This window comes from Salinivibrio sp. AR647, assembly GCF_001995415.1.
GTDB lineage: Bacteria > Pseudomonadota > Gammaproteobacteria > Enterobacterales > Vibrionaceae > Salinivibrio > Salinivibrio costicola.
Genome location: NZ_MUFE01000007.1, coordinates 100,575 through 122,624 on the forward strand (window position 1 = coordinate 100,575; position 22,050 = coordinate 122,624).

At 47.2% G+C, this 22,050-nt stretch carries 28 protein-coding genes, 1 tRNA gene and 1 pseudogene; 20 read left to right on the forward strand and 10 right to left on the reverse strand.

Annotated features, from left to right (window positions below):
- Window positions 1–25: 25 nt before the first annotated feature.
- The 9 genes from pstB (at window position 26) to yegD (ending at window position 7,769) form a co-directional block, all read left to right on the forward strand.
- Window positions 26–778 (forward strand): phosphate ABC transporter ATP-binding protein PstB, encoded by a 753-nt coding sequence (gene pstB, locus BZG76_RS10210; RefSeq protein WP_443216264.1) that lies wholly within the window; start codon window positions 26–28, stop codon window positions 776–778.
- A gap of 130 nt (window positions 779–908) precedes the next feature.
- Window positions 909–999: transfer RNA gene (locus BZG76_RS10215), tRNA-Ser, on the forward strand.
- A 517-nt stretch (window positions 1,000–1,516) separates the two neighbouring features.
- Window positions 1,517–1,870, forward strand: coding sequence for a hypothetical protein (locus BZG76_RS10220; protein WP_077461250.1), 354 nt, complete (start codon window positions 1,517–1,519; stop codon window positions 1,868–1,870).
- Window positions 1,871–2,011: 141 nt separating this feature from the next.
- Window positions 2,012–2,908, forward strand: a complete 897-nt coding sequence (locus tag BZG76_RS10225) for a hypothetical protein (RefSeq protein ID WP_077461251.1) — start codon at window positions 2,012–2,014, stop codon at window positions 2,906–2,908.
- 777 nt (window positions 2,909–3,685) lie between these two features.
- Entirely contained in the window at window positions 3,686–4,057 is a 372-nt protein-coding gene (locus BZG76_RS10240; protein ID WP_077461254.1) for a hypothetical protein, read from the forward strand.
- Window positions 4,058–4,088: 31 nt separating this feature from the next.
- Window positions 4,089–5,078, forward strand: a complete 990-nt coding sequence (locus BZG76_RS10245; RefSeq protein ID WP_077461255.1) for an alpha/beta hydrolase — start codon at window positions 4,089–4,091, stop codon at window positions 5,076–5,078.
- 10 nt (window positions 5,079–5,088) lie between these two features.
- The gene (locus tag BZG76_RS10250; RefSeq protein ID WP_106407015.1) at window positions 5,089–5,424 is read left to right on the forward strand and encodes a transposase; all 336 of its coding nucleotides are present in this window, start codon (window positions 5,089–5,091) and stop codon (window positions 5,422–5,424) included.
- Entirely contained in the window at window positions 5,376–6,263 is an 888-nt protein-coding gene (locus tag BZG76_RS10255) for an IS3 family transposase (RefSeq protein WP_077461256.1), read from the forward strand. The genes BZG76_RS10250 and BZG76_RS10255 overlap by 49 nt, the downstream gene beginning before the upstream one ends.
- A gap of 153 nt (window positions 6,264–6,416) precedes the next feature.
- Entirely contained in the window at window positions 6,417–7,769 is a 1,353-nt protein-coding gene (gene yegD, locus BZG76_RS10260) for a molecular chaperone (RefSeq protein WP_077461257.1), read from the forward strand.
- 105 nt (window positions 7,770–7,874) lie between these two features.
- On the opposite strand, the gene BZG76_RS10265 is transcribed toward yegD, so the two are convergent.
- Window positions 7,875–8,258 carry a hypothetical protein gene (locus tag BZG76_RS10265; RefSeq protein WP_077461258.1) on the reverse strand — a complete coding sequence of 128 codons (384 nt, stop codon included), beginning with the start codon at window positions 8,256–8,258 and terminating at the stop codon, window positions 7,875–7,877.
- A gap of 114 nt (window positions 8,259–8,372) precedes the next feature.
- Here BZG76_RS10265 and BZG76_RS15560 point away from each other — a divergent pair.
- The 11 genes and pseudogenes from BZG76_RS15560 to BZG76_RS10320 form a co-directional block, all read left to right on the forward strand.
- Window positions 8,373–8,471, forward strand: a pseudogene (locus BZG76_RS15560) (cytidine deaminase); the annotation flags it as partial.
- Window positions 8,472–8,559: 88 nt separating this feature from the next.
- Complete coding sequence (locus BZG76_RS10275; protein WP_077461259.1) at window positions 8,560–9,765, forward strand: MFS transporter; 1,206 nt, start codon at window positions 8,560–8,562, stop codon at window positions 9,763–9,765.
- 29 nt (window positions 9,766–9,794) lie between these two features.
- Window positions 9,795–10,076 (forward strand): hypothetical protein, encoded by a 282-nt coding sequence (locus BZG76_RS10280; RefSeq protein WP_077461260.1) that lies wholly within the window; start codon window positions 9,795–9,797, stop codon window positions 10,074–10,076.
- 70 nt (window positions 10,077–10,146) lie between these two features.
- Window positions 10,147–10,689, forward strand: a complete 543-nt coding sequence (locus BZG76_RS10285) for a GNAT family N-acetyltransferase (RefSeq protein WP_077461261.1) — start codon at window positions 10,147–10,149, stop codon at window positions 10,687–10,689.
- Between the two features lie 74 nt (window positions 10,690–10,763).
- A complete protein-coding gene (locus tag BZG76_RS10290; protein ID WP_198532331.1) occupies window positions 10,764–12,848 on the forward strand; it encodes a M13 family metallopeptidase in 2,085 nt (694 codons plus the stop codon).
- Between the two features lie 83 nt (window positions 12,849–12,931).
- A complete protein-coding gene (gene rimJ, locus BZG76_RS10295; protein ID WP_077461262.1) occupies window positions 12,932–13,477 on the forward strand; it encodes a ribosomal protein S5-alanine N-acetyltransferase in 546 nt (181 codons plus the stop codon).
- Window positions 13,478–13,534: 57 nt separating this feature from the next.
- Window positions 13,535–13,750 carry a DUF4177 domain-containing protein gene (locus BZG76_RS10300; protein ID WP_069362674.1) on the forward strand — a complete coding sequence of 72 codons (216 nt, stop codon included), beginning with the start codon at window positions 13,535–13,537 and terminating at the stop codon, window positions 13,748–13,750.
- Entirely contained in the window at window positions 13,750–13,974 is a 225-nt protein-coding gene (gene yidD / locus BZG76_RS10305) for a membrane protein insertion efficiency factor YidD (RefSeq protein ID WP_077461263.1), read from the forward strand. Before BZG76_RS10300 ends, yidD begins: the two co-directional genes overlap by 1 nt.
- Window positions 13,975–14,367: a hypothetical protein gene (locus BZG76_RS10310; protein ID WP_077461264.1), complete on the forward strand. Its 393-nt coding sequence runs from the start codon at window positions 13,975–13,977 to the stop codon at window positions 14,365–14,367.
- A gap of 108 nt (window positions 14,368–14,475) precedes the next feature.
- On the forward strand, window positions 14,476–15,003 hold the full coding sequence (locus BZG76_RS10315; RefSeq protein WP_241824082.1) for a nucleotidyltransferase family protein: 528 nt from the start codon (window positions 14,476–14,478) through the stop codon (window positions 15,001–15,003).
- 89 nt (window positions 15,004–15,092) lie between these two features.
- Entirely contained in the window at window positions 15,093–15,515 is a 423-nt protein-coding gene (locus tag BZG76_RS10320; RefSeq protein ID WP_077461266.1) for a GNAT family N-acetyltransferase, read from the forward strand.
- 145 nt (window positions 15,516–15,660) lie between these two features.
- Here the strand turns inward: BZG76_RS10320 and BZG76_RS10325 are convergent, their stop codons facing one another.
- From BZG76_RS10325 to BZG76_RS10365, 9 genes are all read right to left on the reverse strand, one after another.
- Window positions 15,661–16,152 carry a DoxX family protein gene (locus BZG76_RS10325; RefSeq protein WP_077461267.1) on the reverse strand — a complete coding sequence of 164 codons (492 nt, stop codon included), beginning with the start codon at window positions 16,150–16,152 and terminating at the stop codon, window positions 15,661–15,663.
- 3 nt (window positions 16,153–16,155) lie between these two features.
- Entirely contained in the window at window positions 16,156–16,920 is a 765-nt protein-coding gene (locus tag BZG76_RS10330; RefSeq protein WP_077461268.1) for an HvfC/BufC N-terminal domain-containing protein, read from the reverse strand.
- Window positions 16,917–17,771 carry an MNIO family bufferin maturase gene (gene bufB, locus BZG76_RS10335; protein WP_077461269.1) on the reverse strand — a complete coding sequence of 285 codons (855 nt, stop codon included), beginning with the start codon at window positions 17,769–17,771 and terminating at the stop codon, window positions 16,917–16,919. The genes BZG76_RS10330 and bufB overlap by 4 nt, the downstream gene beginning before the upstream one ends.
- Before the next feature lie 7 nt (window positions 17,772–17,778).
- Window positions 17,779–18,078: a BufA1 family periplasmic bufferin-type metallophore gene (locus BZG76_RS10340; RefSeq protein WP_108743668.1), complete on the reverse strand. Its 300-nt coding sequence runs from the start codon at window positions 18,076–18,078 to the stop codon at window positions 17,779–17,781.
- A 311-nt stretch (window positions 18,079–18,389) separates the two neighbouring features.
- Complete coding sequence (locus tag BZG76_RS10345; RefSeq protein ID WP_198532332.1) at window positions 18,390–18,593, reverse strand: zf-HC2 domain-containing protein; 204 nt, start codon at window positions 18,591–18,593, stop codon at window positions 18,390–18,392.
- Window positions 18,590–19,207, reverse strand: a complete 618-nt coding sequence (locus tag BZG76_RS10350; protein WP_077461270.1) for a sigma-70 family RNA polymerase sigma factor — start codon at window positions 19,205–19,207, stop codon at window positions 18,590–18,592. Before BZG76_RS10350 ends, BZG76_RS10345 begins: the two co-directional genes overlap by 4 nt.
- Window positions 19,204–19,428 (reverse strand): nitrate/nitrite transporter NrtS, encoded by a 225-nt coding sequence (gene nrtS / locus BZG76_RS15440; protein WP_077461271.1) that lies wholly within the window; start codon window positions 19,426–19,428, stop codon window positions 19,204–19,206. Before nrtS ends, BZG76_RS10350 begins: the two co-directional genes overlap by 4 nt.
- A 274-nt stretch (window positions 19,429–19,702) precedes the next feature.
- On the reverse strand, window positions 19,703–20,545 hold the full coding sequence (locus tag BZG76_RS10360) for a universal stress protein (RefSeq protein ID WP_077461272.1): 843 nt from the start codon (window positions 20,543–20,545) through the stop codon (window positions 19,703–19,705).
- Between the two features lie 10 nt (window positions 20,546–20,555).
- Window positions 20,556–22,043 carry a SulP family inorganic anion transporter gene (locus BZG76_RS10365; protein ID WP_077461273.1) on the reverse strand — a complete coding sequence of 496 codons (1,488 nt, stop codon included), beginning with the start codon at window positions 22,041–22,043 and terminating at the stop codon, window positions 20,556–20,558.
- Window positions 22,044–22,050 lie beyond the last annotated feature (7 nt).

Consider the following 22,050-nt stretch of genomic DNA (forward strand, 5'->3'; position numbering starts at 1 on the left):
TATTCCGTTTGTTGATATGCCACGCATGACAGCACGAAATGTGTTCGTTAATTATGACAACGGATCTAAGCCGGCGATTAAAAATGTGAGCCTTGATATCGGCGAGAAAGAAGTGCTTGCGATGATTGGGCCATCAGGCTGTGGTAAATCGACGTTCTTGCGTTGCTTAAATCGTATGAATGATACGATCCCGGGCTGTGAGGTGACGGGGGACATCATTTTGGGAGACACTGACATTTACCACCGTGAGAGTGAAATTGTCGAATTGCGCTCACAAGTCGGCATGGTGTTCCAACGTCCTAATCCGTTTCCTAAATCCGTGTATGACAACGTTGCTTATGGCCCGCGTATTCACGGCTTAGTCGACAGTAAAACTGACTTGGATGAGCTGGTGGAGCAATCGCTGATACGCGCCGGTTTGTGGAATGAGGTTAAAGATCGCCTGGATCAGCCGGCAACCGGTTTGTCTGGTGGTCAGCAACAGCGACTTTGTATTGCACGTACTATTGCGGTCGCACCGGAAGTTATTTTGATGGATGAGCCGTGTTCAGCCCTCGATCCGATTGCCACTGGGGTGATTGAAGAGCTGATCTCGGATTTGAAGAAGAACTTCAGCATTGTGATTGTGACGCATTCCATGCAGCAAGCAGCTCGTGTGTCTGATCGCACCGCTTATTTCCATCTTGGTAGCTTGGTTGAGGTTAACACAACACAAAAAGTGTTTAATGATCCTGAGCATAAGCTGACGTCTGACTATATCAATGGTCGTTTTGGTTAAATAAGCAACGGGGTGGCAGAGGGGAAACCTATTCAAATAGGTGTTTGCTGATAATTTCAGCACTTAAGCGCGAGAAAGTAAAAACACACTTTACATCGCACTGAGTAGCCTCTACTATACGCCCCGTTCCGGAGAGATGGCTGAGTGGTTGAAAGCACCGGTCTTGAAAACCGGCAAGGGTTAATAGCCCTTCTAGGGTTCAAATCCCTATCTCTCCGCCACATACTAAAAAGCCGCTGCTCAGTCAGCGGCTTTTTTGCGTTTATATCCCCCCATAACTCCCCAAACCCTGACTGCGCCAATATTTTAGGCGATTATGCCTAAACAGCTATTCTGCACTCTGGTACGCTAACCCTTATATTTCTGCCTCTTACATGGCCTTTTGGACGCCGCTAACCAAAGGGCGGTAGCGTGGAACGCAACAAAACGCCTACATAGATGCACGCTTTCTCATGACCGATTCACACTTTCCCGGGGCGAAAAAATAAAAACCACGAATAATCAATTGGTTAAATGTACAAGCGCGGGGATAATGTGAACACCTAAACCGGGATAGGCGGCATGCACATTATCACCAATAAGGATTTGATGAGAAAGATGGAAAAAACACATTATTATCATGATGTTATGGATAAAACAGGGCGTATAACGATTTTGACAAATCGAGCACGCACACTAATACAATGTTATACTATTTGTCCAAATTTCATCCATTAATTAGGAAGTTGGTAGGTATACATGCAGTTAGATGAGTACATCAAAGAAACTTTAGTTCAGATCACTAAAGGTGTTAAATATGCATCAGAGGCAATAACTGATATGGGGGGGGCTGTTAACCCAGCCAAAGAACATGAAATTGCTTACTCTGATCCCTTTTACTCAAACGCCGATGCGCAAATTATTAAGTTTGATGTTGCAATTCAAGTGAAAGACATTAGTTCTCAAGAAGCAAGCGGCAAAGCTAAACTATCTGTATTATCATTCGGTGGTGGGCTAACCAACACAGACGAAACTCAAGCAGTTCACCGAGTCCAATTTGATGTGCCATTAGCCTTGCCCTGTAATGTACCTTCATCGGTAAATGAACAATAGCATAACAATAAAATTTAAGGGTGATTCACAACGCGCGGCGCTCTCATGTCAAGCAAGTTTAGTGTTTATGCACAATGCTTTAGGTAGATGGTTAGCGTTGTTCACACCTTAATTTGGCGTTACACCTCTTAATGAGATTGTATGGACACTAAGAAATTACGAATTAAGTACAATAATGACTGGCCAAAATCCTTCGATTTTCCTGTGGAAGAGACGTTCCTGAATAGGCTTCAGTCTAAGGGGCTTCAACAGGCATTCGTCTCTTGTGATTTAGGCTATTCAGATGATTACCAATTTCAATTTTATCTAGGCTATCTGATTGATGCTCTTGATATGCTTCCAAAACGACCTGATCTAGCATTTGATCATGTCTGGAAAGCGTTAGACTCTGAATTTTTCCTTGTACAACAAGAGATAGGGAACCAAAATTGTTCGCGATTTGACGGGTTTGTTGATCGTATCCTGAATGATGGAAAATCTTCAGCAGTATTTCTAAGTTATCTTCCACTAATTCCATTCCAGACATGCGAATATGCTGCGAAAAGAGTTATCGAGGCATCTAGCGAAGTTGATAATCATGCCACAACATTATTCTCTAGGGCCAAGAATTCGCTAGGCGCTAGTTTCATAGAAAAATTTGTCTCCAAGTATCCACCAGGAGCCAATGGTAAGCCTACACCAGCCGATCAAAGAAAGGCTGGTCGGCTATTAAAGCTAATTTTTAGCGGTAATGAAGTTGATCTTGCTGGCGATAAATTTTTATTTTCAGATGAGGAACTATCAAAGTTTCTTATAAAAGTAATCTTGGCTAACTCTAGGAATGAGAGGTTTCATGGTGGGGTTTTTCCACCATTCAGAAGTAGTTCGGCAAAATTGGCCACATATGCCCATGCTTATTACCTGCTACATATTTCATATGGGCTGCTACTTGATGTGTTCCTATATCGGGAACACGGCGTCGTTCAAACGAATGAGGTGGTTTCAGTTATGAACGATAACGCAACAATATTTAGCCTCCTTTTTGGTGAGTTGAGTTAGGTGTAACAAGCGCATGTTGCCGGACTGGTTTTCCGCTGCGCTCCAAACCATCCGCAAATGCGGGCGTTATAAGCTTTAAGGAAATTCATGCAGATCGAATGTCCATCTTGCACTACAGACAACAAAATTGAGTTTGGTGAAAATATTGTTTGTAGCGAATGCAAAGAGTCACTTTCAGGCCACTCTTACAAGAAATTTAAGAAGCCGCTTTTATCGGCTACAACTGCTCTATTTATTGGCGCATTCGGAACATATAAGGCAGATCAAATACTCTTTGAGGATCAACGATATCCACTTAATGTTGAATATGAACTTGTAGATAGTTGTGTAAACTCGTCGCGCATACCAAGGAGCTCTTACCACCAAGCTGACAAAATTCAGATTTGTCTATGTGCCTTAGAAAAAACAATGCAAGTGATCAGTTACAAAGAGGCACAGAAAAACGAGTCAGAGTTTCTGACTCGTTTTAGAGGCAGCCTGACTAGCTGCAATTAGTTACTTTCCCTTTGGAGGGTTATTGCCTCGCTTGCCTCCAGAAGGCTTACCGGTTGTGCTTGGACCGTTGTGTGGGCGAGTTGAACCAGGTTGACTTGCTGCAGATTGCGCTCTTGCGGCAAAAGAACCTTTTGGGACGACTCCACCGTTTGATTTAGCTGTCGCTGACTGAATTCGAGCAGCAGCGGCTTTTGACATTGATTCGGACATAGTAGTCTCCATAGTTGAATAAAAATTGTCCCCGCTGGGACATTGACAATGCTAGGGGTTAGGAAAAGACAAATGGGGACAAAACAGGAATCTCATGAGCTTTTTTTGCAAATAAAAGGGCTGTTAGCAGAGCTAGGGTGGACTCAGAACAGGTTTGCTCGAATTTTGTACAGCGAGTTGCATGAGTGGGATGACGAAGACGAAATCTTTAGGTTTCAAGAGAAGCTTAAAAAGGAGCTTCAACGGCCGACAACAAAGCCTGATAGACTGAAAGTGTATCTTGATGTGATGATGAGGCACCCTGAAGCGAAAAAGCTGGATGTGGTTATGAATAGGTATATCCCCCAAGGATCAATTAGTTCTAGCCTAAGTAAGGGCATGAAAGATATATCTTCCGAAATCGACAGCGCTTATAACAAGACGTTGAACCGGACAAGCCGGTGAACGCGGCGTTAGCTTTCAAAAGGAGTTTGGTTTGCATTCAGAAGTAACTTTTCCATCGGATGCAATTTTCCTCTCAGGTACGCTTACAGTTCCTAAAGGTGATTCACCGTTATCCTGTGTCATCATGGTTCATGGTAGTGGCGCACAAGATCGAGATGGGAACATCTCAGGTTTTAACAGTCAAATCTTTAAATACATTGCAGAATTTTTAGCGGATAAAGGAATTGCTTCTTTTCGTTATGACAAAAGAGGGTGTGGAAAAAGTGAAGGGAATTTTAAAGTTGCCGGTTTATCTGAAATGGTTAAAGATGCCTGTGCTGCAATAGATTTCATTAGTGAGCAAACAGATGCTATAGATTCAAATAAAATTTACCTGCTTGGACATAGTGAAGGCGCGGTTTTAGCTCCTGAGATCGCATTAAAAAGACATAACCTTGCTGGTATATTGATGTTATGCGCTAGTCTAAGAAGTTTTGAAGAGGACGGAGTTAAAAACGCCGAAGTAATGAATCGAGATTTAAACAAAATGACAGGTTTAAAAGGAATACTAGCCCGAATGTTCCTATATACTAAAGATCCATTAGAAACCATGACAAAGCTTAGGCACAAGGTTGAAAAAACTAAAGCCAAGCGAATGTGGATTTCTTTTTCTAGGGTGAGTACTAAGTTTTATCGAGAGACGTTTAACTATGACGTTAAATCATTCTTGAAAAATACCAAGCATCCGATCTTAGCGATTGGAGGCAGCAAGGATTTTCAGTGCCATCCAGATGATACACTTTTAATACCAGAAATATCCCCAAGCCAAGCTGATGCTTATATTGTTGAGGGTATGGATCATATGCTTAGGTTTCAAAAAGAAGATCCTTCGATTTTAAGCTATGCCAATTCATGTAGCTCTCCAATAATGCAAGAAGTTAATGAGACAGTCTATGCATGGATCAGTAACCAGAAAGCTAACAAGCAAATTAATCAGGACATGGACTTGATCCGTTTTACTGGACACGCATCGACGACCTGAGGAGGTCAGTATGCCAGCCTATAAAACGGGTAAGAAGACAGCGCAATATTCACTAGACTTCAAACTGAAAGCGGTTGAATGGAGCTATGAAACGCATCGAACAGTGAAGTCGGTTGCAGAGGCGCTTGATATCCATCCATTCATGCTATCGAAATGGCGTAAAGCGTATCGAGATGGAGAGTTTGGTATGGTCAAGTCCCTAAAAAATAAAGTGAAGCCAGACAAGGCGAAGGATGAGTTATCGGCGCTCAAGCGACGGATCACGGAGCTTGAAGAGGAGAACGATATCTTAAAAAAGTGGCAACGCTTTCAAGCAGAACAAAGGCGCAAGCCTACCGATTCGTAAAGCAATATAGTGATGTTTACTCAGTAAAGAAGCTGTGTAGGCACCTTTCTGTGTCTCGTAGTGGCTATTATGATTGGCTAAGCCGCGGACAGTCAGGACACGCGCGCGCAGATAGTGAGCTAGGCGCAGAGATAGCGTTCATCTACCGTAAAAGCGAAGGCAGATATGGGAGTCCTAAAATCCATGCGGCGTTGAAGGCAAAAGGTCTCGCAGTGAGTCGTAAGCGTATGGCCCGCTTGATGCGAGAAGCCGGTTTAAAGGCGAGAGTGGACCGTGTTTACCGTCGTCAGAAAAAGAGTCGGACGTTCTTTAAAGGACTCGTCAATCGACGTTTAGAACAAGAAAAAGCGAGCAAAATCAATCAACAATGGACCGCGGATGTTACCTATATAAAAGTAGGAAACCGATGGGGCTACTTAGCGGTAGTGATTGATGTTTACTCAAAAAAAGTACTTAGCTGGGCGCTCAGCGACAGACTTGATTCAAACTTGACGATGTTCACCATCGTCAAAGCACTCGCTAGCCGAAAGCCTAAACGGGGACTGCTATTTCATACCGACAGAGGGCGCGAGTATTGTGCGGATAGGGTGCGACATTTACTGGCGGAACACGGTGTTGAGCAGAGCATGAATCGGCCAGGGAAATGCACGGATAATGCAGAAGTCGAGTCGTTCTTTAAATCGCTTAAGGGCGAGTTAATCAAAGATGCACCGATTGCTAACTTAAAGCACTTACGAGAGAAGCTCAGAAAATATATTCAGTACTTTTATAATCGAACACGGTTACACAGTAGCATTGGCTATATGTCGCCGATAGCGTTTGAAAAACAATGTACTTAACGAAAGACGTGTCCGTTAAAGTGGATCAACATCACTGTCAACGCGTGGCGTTTCGCAGCGACGCCGCGACTGATTGGCCTCTGTAGACGGATGTTAGAAATCCCGCGACGGTTGAGGTAGCATTGCCGACTTTTTCAGCGGTGAGAGGCATTTATGTATATCGGCTTTGACTATGGTACAGCCAATTGTTCGGTGGCGAAGATTGAAAACGGTCAGCCGACGCTGTTACGTCTAGAAGGGGACAGCACGTTTATTCCTTCCTCCCTTGCCGCACCTACGCGCGAATCGGTGTCTGAGTATCTGTTTCGTCATCGGGGTATCAAGCCGCTAGATACGATTGGCGAGCAGATGTTGCGCCGCGCCATCCATGTAAACCGAGAGGAAAGCATTGAACTTGAGGCGGAGGACATGGCGTTTGGTCAAGCGGCGCTCGATCGTTATCTCGATGATCCGCGTGATATGTACTACGTGAAATCGCCTAAATCTTTCCTTGGCGCGTCAGGTTTACGTGATGCCCAACTGCGCTTTTTTGAAGACCTCGTATGCGCAATGATGGATAACATCAAAACCCAAGCCGAACACCAAACTCAACAGAGTATTCATGATGCGGTGATCGGTCGGCCGATTAACTTTCAAGGCCGTGGAGGCGAGGTGGCAAATCGCCAAGCCGAAGGTATTTTGCTCAATGCGGCTAAGCGGGCGGGCTTTAAACAGGTTGAATTTCAGTTTGAACCAGTCGCTGCCGGCCTGGACTATGAAGCGACACTGAGCGAAGACCAAATCGTTCTTGTGGTCGATATCGGTGGGGGCACCACAGACTGTTCATTGATTGAGATGGGGCCATCATGGCGCGGTAGTAGCGATCGCAGTGCAAGTTTGTTAGCGCACAAAGGCCAGCGTATTGGCGGCAATGACCTAGATATTGCGTTGGCATTCAAACAAATGATGTTCCCGTTTGGGATGGGCAGTAAGATGGAATCTGGCATTGAGATGCCGATTACGCAGTTTTCCAACCCCATCGCGATTAACAACGTACAAGCGCAAAACGATTTCTATGCGTTTGAAAACTTGGCGGTGCTCAAAGGGCTGCACAAGCAAGCGCAAGAGCCACATAAACTGGCCCGTTTGCTTGAGGTATATCACGAGTCGTTGGGTCACAACATTGTCCGTCGTGCGGAAGAGGCAAAGATTGCGCTGTCGGATCAAGCGGCTTACCGAGCGGGTATTCAACTGTTCTCTGAGCGCGTGGACGTTGATGTATCGCGCGATAACATGATTGATGCGATTGAGGCGCCCAAACGTAAGATGATCGCCCTAGTTCACGATGTGGTCGCGCAGGCCCGTGTAAAGCCTGACGTGATTTTTATGACAGGTGGCTCGGCGCGCTCGCCCTTCTTACGGGAGGCTGTACAAGCAGAGCTGCCGAACATTCCTGTAGTGAGTGGCGACTACTTTGGCTCAGTCACCGCGGGCTTAGCGCGTTGGGCGGAAGTCTGCTTTAAGTAACCGTCGCTTGACGAACTGGGTTTGACGCTTACTTGTAATACCTTGCGAAAGAAAAAAAGTTGTCAATAATAGGAACCCTACTTAGCGAAAACTTCCGTATTTTGATTAGAAATCATGCACCAAGGTGGGGGTGTTGGCGCGAAATAGCTTGGTTAGGGCAGACTTATATCGCCAACCCAATGCCAGTAGCCGTTTCGCTAAGCTTTGATTTTGAATGGTGGCAACTTCAATGCCGCGGTAGTGATGCGGATGCGCTTGAATATAGTCGATAAACGCCGTCAGCACTCCTCGGCCGCGAACGCTGGGGGCTAATTGTAGCGAAACAATCGATACTCGCTGACTACCGACCGGGCAGTGAATCAGACAATAACCGAGTGGGTGCTTGATAGCGGTGGAGAGCTCTGGAAAAGCGCGCGTCTGGTGACGTAGGGCCAATTGGTCATAGCCGTGGCATAGGTGGTTAAGCAGTTGCCGAGCGTTATCATCCATCGAAGTGTCTCTGAAGAGGTCGAAACGTAGCCACCATATTAGGGATTTTATTTTTTCGAAAAACAGAAAAGCGCAAGCCACGTATTTGCCTCTTTTGGGCACAATAATCGCGCAAAAGCCGCGATTTCTACGCCAGATAACCAGCTAGTTTTTAAAACTGTGCGCGAGCTCATGCCGCACCATTGGTCGTTAGTGAATGACGAGTTTTTATAAATTTATCAATCATGTACATTATGTGCTGATTTTTTAACACGGACGTTTAACGATTACGACAATCAACAAGATTATTTCTGCGGTGGCGATGTATAAAGGATTGCACCGCAATATTTACTACGTTGCACTGGCCCGCATGATCCTCGGGATGGGCAACTTTATTATTCCTTTCCTCGTGCTTTTGTTTACCGATAAGCTCGGCTACTCCGCGTCGCTGGCGGGTACATTGGCGATGAGTATTACTGGCTTGTACCTGCTGGGGAGTTTTATTGGTGGCAAGCTTTCTGACTGGATAGGCCATAAAAATACTATGGTGGCGGGGGAAGGTGTCGGCGCTATCTTGCTGCTGGTGTGCGGGTTTGCACCCGATGCCCCGGTGATGGTGCCGGCGTTATTATTCGCTGCGTACTTTTTTATTGGTGTGGCGTTGCCGGCCAGTAATGCATTGGTGGCCGATTTATCTCACGCAGGCAATCGCGATGCGGTGATGTCGCTTAGTTACCTTGCCTATAACTTGGGTTCAGCGATTGGCCCCATCTTAGCGGGCTATTTGTTTTGGCAGCACACTGAGTGGATTTTCTTTGGTAACGGGCTTGCCGTCTTGGTGGGTATTCTTGTGGTGGCCTTTTTGGTCAACGTGACCGAGCAAGCCGTCCCCGAGTCTGAGTCTGACCTTGAGCGCGCGGTAGAAGGCAGTGTCTGGTCGGTGCTTAAATCACGTCCTTATCTCATTGTGTTCACTTTGTTTTGTGGCATGCTTTGGTTTGCATTGAATCAAATGACAATGGCTAGCCCGCTTTATTTGAGTCATTTATTTGGCCAAGAAGGGCCCGTGCGTTTTGGTCAATTGATGACGTATGCGTGCGTGTTGGTGGTGATCATCACGCCGCTATTGCTACGTGCCACATCTGGACACACCGAGACCATGGCGTTGGCCTATGCAGGGCTCTTGTTTGTGTTGGGTTATGGTCTTGTGATGTTGTCACCTACGATCCCCGTTCACTTTTTAGCGTGGTTTTTCCTTTCCGCTGGCGAGGTGTTGGTCCTCACCAAAGAGGGCGTGTATCTTGCCAACAACTCACCGGCGAGTCATCGCGGTCGTATTCAAGGGGTATTGATCACGTTGCGTAGCTTATTGCTGATGCCAAGCTTTGTATTGATTGGCTATGTCATCGATACGTTCGGCTATTCGGTGACTTGGTTGCTTGTTATTGCGATGGCTGTGTGTGCCAGCATCGGTATGCTTTTGTTATCGGTGCGGGAGAAAACACGCCTCGTAGCCACGTCGTCATAATCGCTCCTACATGGATGTAAGGACAAACGATGAATATTGGTATTTATGTGTATGAGCACGCAGAGGCCGGGCTACTCGATGGTCGAAAAGTGATCACGCATTGGGAAGATATGGACGAGCTCAGCCGTGCTTATCCGCCATTAAGCGTGGTATCAGAAAAGCGCTGGGTGAGGGATGGAAAATATCTTACCTCCGCGGGTATTTCTGCGGGTATTGATATGAGTTTGCAGCTGGTGGCTGATCTGCACAGCGAGGACTTAGCCCAGCGCGTGGCCAAGCAAATGGATTACCACTGGCAGCGAAACGAGTAATATGCAGTCTGGATAAGGTACGTAGCGCGATAATAATCAATGTATGCGCTGATAAAATAGGAATAGGAACATGTTCCCAGCAACATGGCGGTCTGAACGCCTATGTTTTAGTGCGTTTGAGTACAGTGATGCAAAGCGCGTTAAAGCACTGTTTGAGCAAAATCAGCATCTGCAATATCAAGATCCCACGTTTAAGCCTTGGTCGTTATCCACCTATCAATCATTGATTGCCGACAGTGCGGAGAAAAAGGCGCCTGATGTGGAAGACGCCTTTTATCTTCGTCGCATTCAAACCCATGACGGTAAAGATATCGGCTATCTGCAAATCTCGCTCAATGCGCCGGATACACAGAGTGTTTGGCTGCCCATGCTCACTATTTCTCCAAGATATCAAAAGCATGGCTATGGCAGCGAAGCGGTTGCGAGTGTGATTGAAACCGTGCAAGCTTATGGGGACTATCGACGCATGGGGGTGAATGTTTATGCCGAGAACATTCGCGCGTTTCGATTCTGGTATCAGCAAGGGTTTTGTCGTATTACCCATTTTGAACCCGAGCAAGACGAGGGGCGTGATTATCACTGTGTGGTGCTCTATCGAGACCTTATGTCGTGAACAGCGCATGTCTTTTCGGGAATCGGCAAGATTACGTCGCTTGAGCCATGTTATGGAAGGAATTAGGTAAACGAATGATGAAAAATAAATCAGTCAACCGAGTGCGATTTAAGCGAGCCGCGATGGGGGTCGCGTTTGCACTAGGCGTGATGAGCCTGGTGCCTGGGCAGGTGTACGCTGCTAACACCACACACGCTGAAGTACAGCGCGAATCAGGTCTGTATTTACAAGATTTTGATCGATCGGTTCGTCCGCAAGATGACTTGTTCCGTCACGTGAACGGCACTTGGTACGACCAAACCCAAATCCCCAGTGATATGTCCAGCTATGGTGCGTTCCGTATCTTGGCTGAAGAAAATGAAAAGCGTCTGAAAGGCATCATTGATGAGCTGGTGGCGCGTGATGATCTCAAGCCCGGCTCCAACGAGCAAAAGCTGCGTGATTTTTATCTTAGCTATATGGACCAAGATAAAATTGATGCCCTAGGGGTCACGCCAATTAAACCTGAGCTTGATCGTATTGCGGCGATTTCCTCGAAGCCTGCGCTGATTTACGCGATGGCCGATTTGCGACAAGTTGGCGTTGGGATCCCGTTTAGTTTTTATGCGTGGGCCGATGCGAAAAACCCTGACTATAACGCCCTGTATCTGAGCCAAAGCGGGTTGGGCTTGCCGGATAGAGACTATTATTTCCGAGACACCGAGGACGCTGAGCGTATCCGCACCGCGTATAAAAGCTATCTCGAAGATATGCTGACCTTAGCGGGCTACGATAAGGCCAAACAACGCGCGGATCGAATTTATCAGCTGGAAAAGACACTGGCAGAGCACCATTGGACACGCGCTAAACGCCGTGACGCGCAAGCAACCTATAATAAAATGCCAATTGAGGCGCTCAACCAGTTGATGGGCGAGTTTGATTATGCTCGCTTTGCCAAGCGCGCGGGCATCGACAAAGCCAATGAAGTAGTGGTGCGCATGCCGTCTTATTTTGAGGCGCTAGGGCAGGTGTTTGAGCAAACCAGTTTGCAAGCGTGGCAAGATTATCTAACCATTCGCACGCTCAATGCGTTTGCACCGCGCTTAAATCATGAGCTGGTTGAACGTCAATTTGCGTTCTATTCCAAAACCCTTAACGGCATTCCTGAGCAGCGTGACCGTTGGAAGCGGGGCGTGCAAGCCACCGAAGGGGTGCTGGGTGAAGCGCTCGGCCAAGAGTATGTCGCGCGTTATTTCCCGCCAGAAGCCAAAGCGCGTATGGAAACCTTGATTGATAACTTGCGTGCCGCGTTTAAAGACTCGATTGAGTCCTTAGCCTGGATGAGTGATGAAACCAAAGCGAAAGCATTGGATAAATTGAGTAAATTCACGCCTAAAATCGGCTATCCAGAGCAATGGGAAGATTACAGCGCGCTGACCATCAACGCCGATGACTTGATTGGCAACAGCAAACGTGCCGCACGCTGGGGCTATCAAGATATGTTGTCGCGGATTGGTGCGCCGGTTGATCGCAAAGAGTGGGGTATGACCCCGCAAACGGTCAACGCCTATTACAGCCCAACTGCCAACGAGATTGTGTTCCCCGCCGGGATCTTACAACCACCATTTTTTGATATGAATGCGGATGACGCCGTGAACTATGGCGGTATCGGTGCAGTGATTGGTCATGAAATGGGACACGGTTTTGATGATCAGGGCTCGCGTTATGATGGCGATGGCAACCTATCCAATTGGTGGACGGATGAGGACCGGGCGCGCTTCGATGCACGCACCCAAAAGCTGGCTGAGCAATTTAGCCAGTTTGAGCCATTGCCGGACTTGTTCATTGACGGCAAGGTGTCCTTGGGTGAGAACATTGGTGATTTAGTCGGCTTGACCACCGCCTTCCGCGCCTATCAAAAATCGTTGCACGGTGAACCGTCTCCCGTGATGGACGGGTATACCGGCGAGCAACGATTCTTCCTCAGCTGGGGGCAGATCTGGAAAATGAAGATGCGTGAAGATGCCCTGCGTGAGCGCGTGTCGCTGGGTCCGCATGCGCCACCGCAATTTCGCGTACTTGGTGCGCCGCGTAATGTCCCTGCATTCTATGAAGCCTTTGATATTAAAGAAGGTGACGGCATGTATTTACCCGAAGATCAGCGGGTGAATATCTGGTAATCTTTGATGCCGCCTTAAGGGCGGCATTTTTTGCGATAGATTTTGGTACTGTCCGTCACGCGAACCGATGTAAGGAGGCCCAAGTGCTAAGCACGCCAAGGACGAGACTGGTTTTACTTCCCCCAGAAAAAGCCGACATGATGGCGCAGTTTTATCAACGAAATCGTGCTCAGCTTTCCCCATGGGAGCCCATACGTCCTGCCGCATTTTATCGCGAAGACTATTGGCATCGCGCGCTGCAAGAAGCGAAAGACTTGTTTCAACAGCAGCAAGCCTTCAAGTTTGTGATTTTGCATCATGAACAGGACGATGTGATAGGGGTGTGCAATTTTACTAACGTAATCCACGGCGCCTTTAAAGCGTGCCTGTTAGGTTATGCCGCTGACAAGCATTATCAAGGGCAGGGCTACATGCACGAAGCCATCCAAGCAGGCATCCGTTTTGTATTTGATCAGGTTGGGTTGCACCGTGTGATGGCCAACTATATTCCGGACAACACGCGCAGTGAGCGGCTACTTACCAAGCTGGGGTTTGAGCGCGAAGGCTATGCTCGCCGTTACCTCAAGATCAATGGCCGCTGGCAAGATCATGTCCTCACCGCCAAACTCAATCCTGCAATGGAAGAGTGAGTCGTGGAATCACCAGTCGGACATTCCGTTTTATCCATTTAACTGTCAGGAGAAAAAATGAGTCAGTTTACCGAGTACAAAGTTGTTCATATTGTTGAAGGTGGTTGCGGCACCTTATTGCTGGGCTCAAGTGGCTTGCCGTTGCAACGCCTCGAAGCCGAACTCAATCAATACGCACAAGATGGTTGGCAGGTTGTTTTTCAAGTGATTGAAAAGAAACGTTATATGCTATTTTGGCAACGTGAAGCTGTGATTGTCACCCTAGGTCGCTAATGCTCAAGTATTTGTCGCTTACTTTAATCCATCGTTACCAAGCTAAAGGTGGATCAAAGAAACGGTTCAATATTGCGTGTAATTTCGAGCCGAGCTGCTCGGAGTACACGCGCCAAGCGATCGAAAAGTACGGCGCACTTCGCGGCTGGCAACTCGGCTTAGCGCGCATTCGTCGTTGTAATGATCCCGATGCAGTAGAAATAATTCACGATGAGGTGCCTTAGATGCGGATAACGCAACCATGGCAAGAGCTGGAAACACAGGAAGCCTTGCTGCGTGATCAAGTGAATGGCTTAACCCCAAGCCAGAAAAAACGCTATTTTGCCGAGCAAACCAGACAACTGAAAGATCCAGACACCTATGCGGTACTCAATTGGGCTTTCTTAGGCGGATTCCATCATCTTTACTTGCGAAAGTACCGGTTGTTTATCGTAGAATGTACGTTATTGGTAATCGCCATTATTGGCTTAGTGATGAGCCAGCCGTATTTCGCTCTGATTTTGGTTGGTTTAGTGCTATTTGAATTACCACAGCTTTTTTTGGCCCAGAAAATTGCCAGGCAGTACAACTACCATGTATCACGCTCAATTTATGAACACGTCCGCCACGGTGATTAATCCATGAAGCGCCGTCGGATCCGTAAACGCCACCAGCATCAATTCTTTTTATGCCAGAAGACATATCGTCGCGCTTTAATTGATTTAATTGAAGCAGATCCTGTGAGGATGCGAGCATTACGATGTGTTCAGTCTCTCAATTTGCCTCAGTGCTATATCGCCGCCGGGTTTGTGAGAAACCTTGTCTGGGATGCGATGCATAAATATCCGCCAAGTGCGCTGAATGATATCGATGTGATCTACTATGATCCGAGCGATACCAGTCGTGAGCGTGAGCAATATCTTCAAGGGTTACTACAAAAAACCATGCCAGAGATTACCTGGCAAGTCCGTAACCAAGCACGGATGCACGAAAAGCATCACGACCCCGCGTATGCTGGCACCCTGGATGCGATGCGTTTTTGGCCTGAAAAAGAAACGGCCATAGCGGTCCGTCTCGATATGAATCAGCGCTGTGAGATCATTGCCGCGTTTGGGGTTCAGTCGCTGTTCGAGTTGAAGCTGAGCCATAACCCGGCAAGGCCATGGGCGGTTTTTCAGCAGCGTATTGAAGAAAAACAATGGTTAACCCATTGGCCTAAACTGACCGTGACCACCCAGTGCTCAGTCGCTGCCAAGCCGATTGGTGAAGAGTAAAGCCAAATAGAGTGCGCCTTGGCACAGATTGGCGAAAACACAAAGGGCATACTATCCCAATCTTCTGATTGGTAAGTAAATGGACGACAATGAAATACCGCATGGACGCAAGCCCGAGTGATGACGATATTACCGCTATCCGTCAGGGGCTAAAACAAAGCAACGCCCCCTTCTTGGCAGGTCTCCCTGAGGGCACGCTTGCCGGCTACGCCTATAATGACAATGATGAGCGCATCGGTGGCATTGTTGCCAATACCTGGGGCCAATGGCTATTGATTAAATACCTTTGGGTCGATGATGCTTTTCGCCATCGTCATGTCGGCAGCCATCTATTAGATAATCTGGAAGAATATGCCAAGGACATAGGCTGTAAAATGGCGTTTGTCGATACCTTCAGCTTTCAAGCCAAGCCCTTCTATGAAAAGCAGGGTTATCAGTGCCAAATGACATTGACGGACTATCCTGTTGATCATGCACTGCACTTTATGACCAAAGTGCTTAACGAAGCTTAACGAAGCTTAACGGCCACGTTTGTCTTGTTCGTTATGTCAGTAGTAGAGAAATAATAGCTGATTCAATGAAGCAGGCCTAGTAAGTGCCCACTACAGGTGATTTCTACGCTCGCAAGGCTAAGTACGAAAACTTTATACGCATGCTTTACCTCGCAACAAACCAGCGTTTCAAAAGGTGATCAACGGAAACGCGACCTGGCCCATGCGCAATTAAAAAAAGCAAAACGGCCGCCCATACACCATGTGTCGCGTACGCATCTGGGTAGACAAATACCTGTATAACCGCTGTCATTCCAAGTAACGCCAATGCAGAAAACCGCGTAGCAAGCCCCATTAAAATAAGCAGTGGAAATAAATGCTCGGCAAAAGCGGCCATGGGGGCGGCGATCTCCGGTGGAATGAGTGGCAATTGATATTCATAGCGGAATAGAGCAAGCAATGAATCAGAATAACGCGGCCACCCTAATTCAAACTCACCAGCAATAAGGTCAATCGACAGTCCTTCTATTTTCGTTTGGCCTGATTTCCAAAAAATAGCCGCAATAGAAAAACGCGCGAGTAACGCGATGAGTGTATTAGGTATGCATGTAAATAAGGTGATGGATGATTGAATCCATCTAACAAGGGTTACTAACATAAGTCACTCTCTCATAGGTCGCACATTGACAATACATTCATTTTTTAGCAGCCACGCTAACGTGTCAGAAAGTTCAAGCTCACCGGCTCGCTGCACAGCATCAGCAAATGACAGCCCCTCTTTGAGCAGTGAGATAAATCGAACTGTGTGGTGATCAAAGCGTGTCATGTCTACGCGCATATTTTGTCTGATTAATACAACCGTTTCCGATACCGCAAGATCAATGTGAGAGAGATTGACGGTCTCATATTGATGCGCGGCCCAAAGAGAAGCGACTGGATACTGAGAGCGAAAAGTCGATAAAGAAGGATGTAGTTCAATCGTTGTTTGCGCTAATGCATCACCATTGGCAAGCCATGCTGCTAGCGCTTCCTGTGCCATAGGGGGAGCATCTTCGGCATGCCATGCCGCCACTCTCATCCACTCTAACCGTGCCACGTCAGCGAGATAGGGCAGACTAGACGCGGGCGGAAACGTATAGATAAAATCAGGAAATTCAGCACCATACCACACTAAAACAGGCGAGCTTGGCGGATGTGTGCGAATAAACTCGCGAGCCATTGCAAAGAAAAAATCATCGCCAACTAACGCTTGAACCACTGGAAAGCTATCCGCAAGCGCCTCCGTTAAGGAAACAATGACATTGTTTCGATAGACGGCAAAACGCTGTGTGGGATCGGATCCATTCCATGTTGTTAATCCTTCTGGACACGAGGGTATTGAGGCGAAAAGATCAGTCATCCATTGGGCTTGTCGATCTATGCTCATGCCTTCTCCCGCGTCTGCATCATAGATTGTGCGTGTTTCGCTTCCGCCGCTAAGACGGAAAATGGCGGTATGTTATTATCACGCTCGATCAAGGTCGGCGTGGGCCCGATGCGTTCAATCACAAAACGGTACCAATGCCACACGTCTTGGCTAATAGGAGCGTCATGGCTATCAATTAAAAGCGGGGCACCTATCGAATCCACATCCGTGGCATGACCGGCAAGATGGATCTCCGCGACTGCATGCAAGGGCAACGCTTGAAGATACGAAGCCATGTCGTGTCCGTGGTTCACACAAGAGATGTAGGCATTATTGACATCAAGCAGTAAACCACAGCCTGTGCGCTTGATAATGTCGCCGATAAAGTCTTCCTCAGCCAATGTGGAGTCAGAAAACGCCACATAGGTGGCGGGGTTTTCGAGTAACATTCTGCAACCTAGCTTTTCTTGAACACGATCAATATGGTCACAAACCCGTGATAGTGTTTTTTGATGATAGGGGGCAGGGAGTAAGTCGTTTAAAAACGTACCTTGATGAGAAGACCAAGCAAGATGTTCAGAAAAAACGGCTGGCTGATAGCGCTCAATTAAGGTAGACAGCCTCTCTAGGTGCGCGTCATCCAACGGGTCTTCTCCGCCAATCGATAATCCCACACCGTGAATCGAAAGCGGGTAGTGGGCGCAGATCTGTTCGAGATGATGATGAAATGGCCCGCCAGCCACCATATAGTTCTCAGCATGGATTTCAAAAAAGCCAATATCAGGCTGAGTATCGAGGATGGTTTGAACATGTTCAGGTTTCAAACCAACCCCGACAGACAGAGGAAGGCGGGAGAGCGTTGTCGCAGTCATCGTGTGATCACGCGTTCTTTTCTTCGAAAGGTTCTAGCTGACCAAACCCTGTTGGCGACGTTTTCGAAACTGTTTGTTCACAGGTCCCTTTAGGCACCAGTGACCAGGCATTGCCTTGATAATCTCTGACTGATGTACCGGCACATGAGGTGCCTGGCCCGGCTTTGCAATCATTTTGTCCCTTTAAGGCAACGCCGTAGCATTTTTCTTTGTCTTTCATTCCTGACGCCTCAGCAGGCGCTGCCGCCATGACTAATGCGGTACTCAGAGCAGTGACTAGTGACGCTGAAACTATGGCTTTGTTCATCATATCTCTCCATTGTCTTTAACGATTTTCGTTGAATCAATAAGATAGAGAAAGAGAGTGCGCAATGTGATGGTCATCATCTCATCACGGCTTGCGACTGTTTCCTTGTCTCTACTGATTTGTCGTGTATACCTATCCGTTTCTTACACATCTTTTGAAATTATTTTTTGGTAATCATTGTTCACTGTAGAAGAGACAAGATAATTTGTATGGTTTTTCACACGTGCGTCACGAATAAGATATGGCAAAATATTATGTGACTAATGATAACTGGGCACTGGTGGCGGGAGGCTGGGAGGTTATGAGGGAGGTTATGAGTCTTGATTTTTGTCGGGACTATCGCCATTGACAAACTGCTTACTGATTTGCCGGATTGTGCCCATTTGCTTACCAAAATGGCGGCACCCCGAACACATCGACGTATGAACAGTGAGCGCCGCTTTCTCTTTTATCGTCAGCTCACGGTCCAAAGCGTCAGACAGTAAGCGAGTGGCTTGTTGACAGTTCATCATCATTGCCGTGCTCCTCGAAACCATTTGTTTTCTAAACATTCTCGCAATCTTAGTCGTGCTCGATACATTAAAACGTGCAAGTTACTCGTGGTGATCGCTAAATTTTGACATATTTCATCACTCTCTAGCTCGACAAATTCTCTCATCATAAAAACGCGCGCTAAGTTTTCAGGTAATGCATATAAACACGTTTCAAAGACCAGCCAGAACTGCTCATCTTTTATTGACTCCATTGGTGTCGACCATCGCTCTGGGCGCTCATCAGTATGCCAATATCCGCGCTGAGTAAACAGCACTTCATCGAATGCATCTGATTCATCACTGACAGGTTCGCTTACACTGATTTCCCTCTGACCTTTTCGCAGTATATCTATGATTTTATTCTTTAAAATAGCGAAAACCCATGTTTTAAACGCGGATTGACGACTAAACTTTTCGATACTCCGGTAGGCCGCCAATAATGCGTCTTGCACCGCATCTTCCGCTTTAGCATCGTCTCTTAATTGAAGCTGAGCAAACTTAAGCATCTCTTTTCTTAGGTTGCTAATAAACTGCGGATCTTTAAATACTTCATCACTGATATCCGATAGAGAGTGCATGTTCAGATCGGTACTCATGATCGGGTATCCTCGCGCATTTCTATCTTGGCTGCGCTGTATGAAGAGACGCAATAAGGAACCAGATAATTGAGAAACACTTGCCCCCATGCAATCGGACTCTCGCCCAATAGAGCATGGCCTTGATTGATAACATTGAGTATCGTTCCAACCACAAAAGCCACTTTAAGCGCTGTTTGTATAATCGGCCATCGAAGCGCGACGGACATGATTTTTATCATCGATTTTCTCTACTTTTATATAGCGGTCTACTTCGACTCTAGTTGAAAAAATCAAGATTTAATAACTGTTGGTGCTCAATGGATGACACCACACCAAGAAAATTGTGACCAGACTTATGCGCACAAAAGCAAGAGCGCGTTTTGAATGTCGTCACAGAAGGCTACACCGCCAGACAATGTCGTTGCGGTATGACCTTTAATCGTCTTGCGGATTAGGGGATATAGAAGGGGTAAAGCGGCGGAGCAGCACTCCGCCTAGATATATAAATAACCGCTATCGAATCAATAACAGAGGGACGGGCGAATCAATCACAATGCGTGTGGTGGTGCTACCCACAAACAGCTGACGCAGCTTGGTATGACCGTAAGCGCCCATGGTGATTAAGCCCACATTTTGTTGCGCTTGGTACGCCAATAGAGCCTGAGCGGGCTCGCCCGATAAACGTGCTTGAACAACATCGACACCTTGGGCGGTTAAGCGTTGGGCTGCACGTTCAAACGCCTCTGAATGTGCGTCGTTATCTACCACCACCAAATGACAGGTCATGCCCTTGAGAAGGGGCGTGTTCAGGGCTTTCTCTACCAGTTTTTCACTGACCTCACTGCCATCAAACGCGAGAAGGTAACTATCGGGTGGAGTGACATCCCCGGTGGCAATCAAAATATGATTGTGAATACGGCGGACGACGCTTTCGAGTTGCGATCCAATCGCTTTGGCATCGTTCTGGTGCAAATCACCGGACCGGCCAATCACCAGCACCCGCATGGTCGACTCAAGCGCTAGCAAAGATTCAAGCAAGTGGCCATGTTGTTGCAAGCGCGTGACCTCGGTCAGCCCCTTTGATAGCGCCACTTCTTCGCACTCATGCAACAGGGCCTTACCATGTTGCAAGGCCAGTTTGGCACGCTTTTCATCCAGCTCGACCAGTTCACTCATGAGCTGATCGCGACTGCCTAAACCAATACTGCCTGATAACTCAGAATCGCTACTCGCGGGTTTTTCCAACACATGTAAAAAGGTCAGCGGTGCAGACAGGCGTGAAGCCGCCCAAACGCTAAGATCTGTCACCGATTGGGTGTACGACGCACCATCAATACAAGCAATAATTTTATTCATCGTGCGCTCCTTAGTGTCCGCCCATCATTTTTTCCACTTCTTCCGGATTATCATGGACGCCAAACTTGTCCACAATGGTGGCGGTTGCTTCATTCATGCCCACTAAATTTACCTCGGTGCCTTCGCGGCGGAATTTAATCACCACGCGGTCGAGCGATGAGACGGCAGTAACATCCCAAAAATGCGCATCAGAGAGATCAATGGTGACGCGTTCAACGGCTTCTTTAAAATCAAACGATGCAATGAACTGCTCGGAAGAGGCAAAAAAGACCTGCCCAACAACGCGATAGGTACGCTCGTCAGCTTGGGTTTGCTCGCTTTTAACCACCATAAAGCGACCAATTTTGTTGGCAAAGAACAAGGATGCCAATAACACACCGACCAAAACACCAATGGCCAAGTTATGGGTTGCCACCACCACAATCACGGTGGTGACCATCACAATATTGGTTGATAAAGGATGAGTTTTAAGATCTTTGATAGAGCTCCACGAGAATGTCCCAATCGAGACCATGATCATTACCGCCACCAGGGCCGCCATAGGAATCAACTTTATCCAGTCGCTTAAAAACACCACCATGATCAACAGAAGTGTACCGGCACACAGGGTGGATAAGCGTGAACGACCGCCGGATTTGATGTTAATGATCGATTGACCAATCATCGCACAACCGGCCATACCACCAATAAAGCCGGTAGCAATGTTCGCGATACCTTGGCCTTTACACTCGCGGTTTTTATCACTGCTGGTGTCGGTCAAATCGTCCACAATAGTGGCGGTCATCATCGATTCGAGCAAACCGACTACCGCTAGCCCTGCTGAGTACGGGAAGATAATCATCAAGGTTTCAAGGTTAAGCGGCACATCGGGCCATAAAAACACCGGTAAGGTATCTGGCAACTCGCCCATATCGCCCACAGTCCGAATGTCTAGTCCAATACTGACTGCGAGTGTCGTCAGGACCAAAATACATACTAATGGCGATGGCAATAATTTACCGACCACAGGAACGTATGGGAACAAATAGATAATGGCTAATCCTGCCAGCGTCATGGCATACACGTGCCACGTCACGTCAGTGAGCTCGGGTAACTGGGCCATAAAAATGAGGATCGCAAGGGCGTTAACAAACCCAGTGACCACCGAGCGTGATACAAAGCGCATGAGATCGCCGAGCTTGAGGTAACCGGCCAGAATTTGCAAAACACCCGTTAGTACGGTGGCGGCCAATAAATATTCAAGGCCGTGCTCTTTGACTAGCGTCACCATCAATAACGCCATGGCGCCGGTTGCCGCAGAGATCATCCCGGGTCGACCACCGACAAAGGCAATGATCACTGCAATACTGAATGAGGCATACAGCCCCACTTTCGGGTCGACACCCGCAATAATAGAAAAAGCAATCGCTTCTGGAATTAACGCTAGAGCTACCACAATGCCAGCCAGCACGTCACCACGCAGATTGGAGAACCAATCACGTTTCATCGTTTCAATCATGAACAGT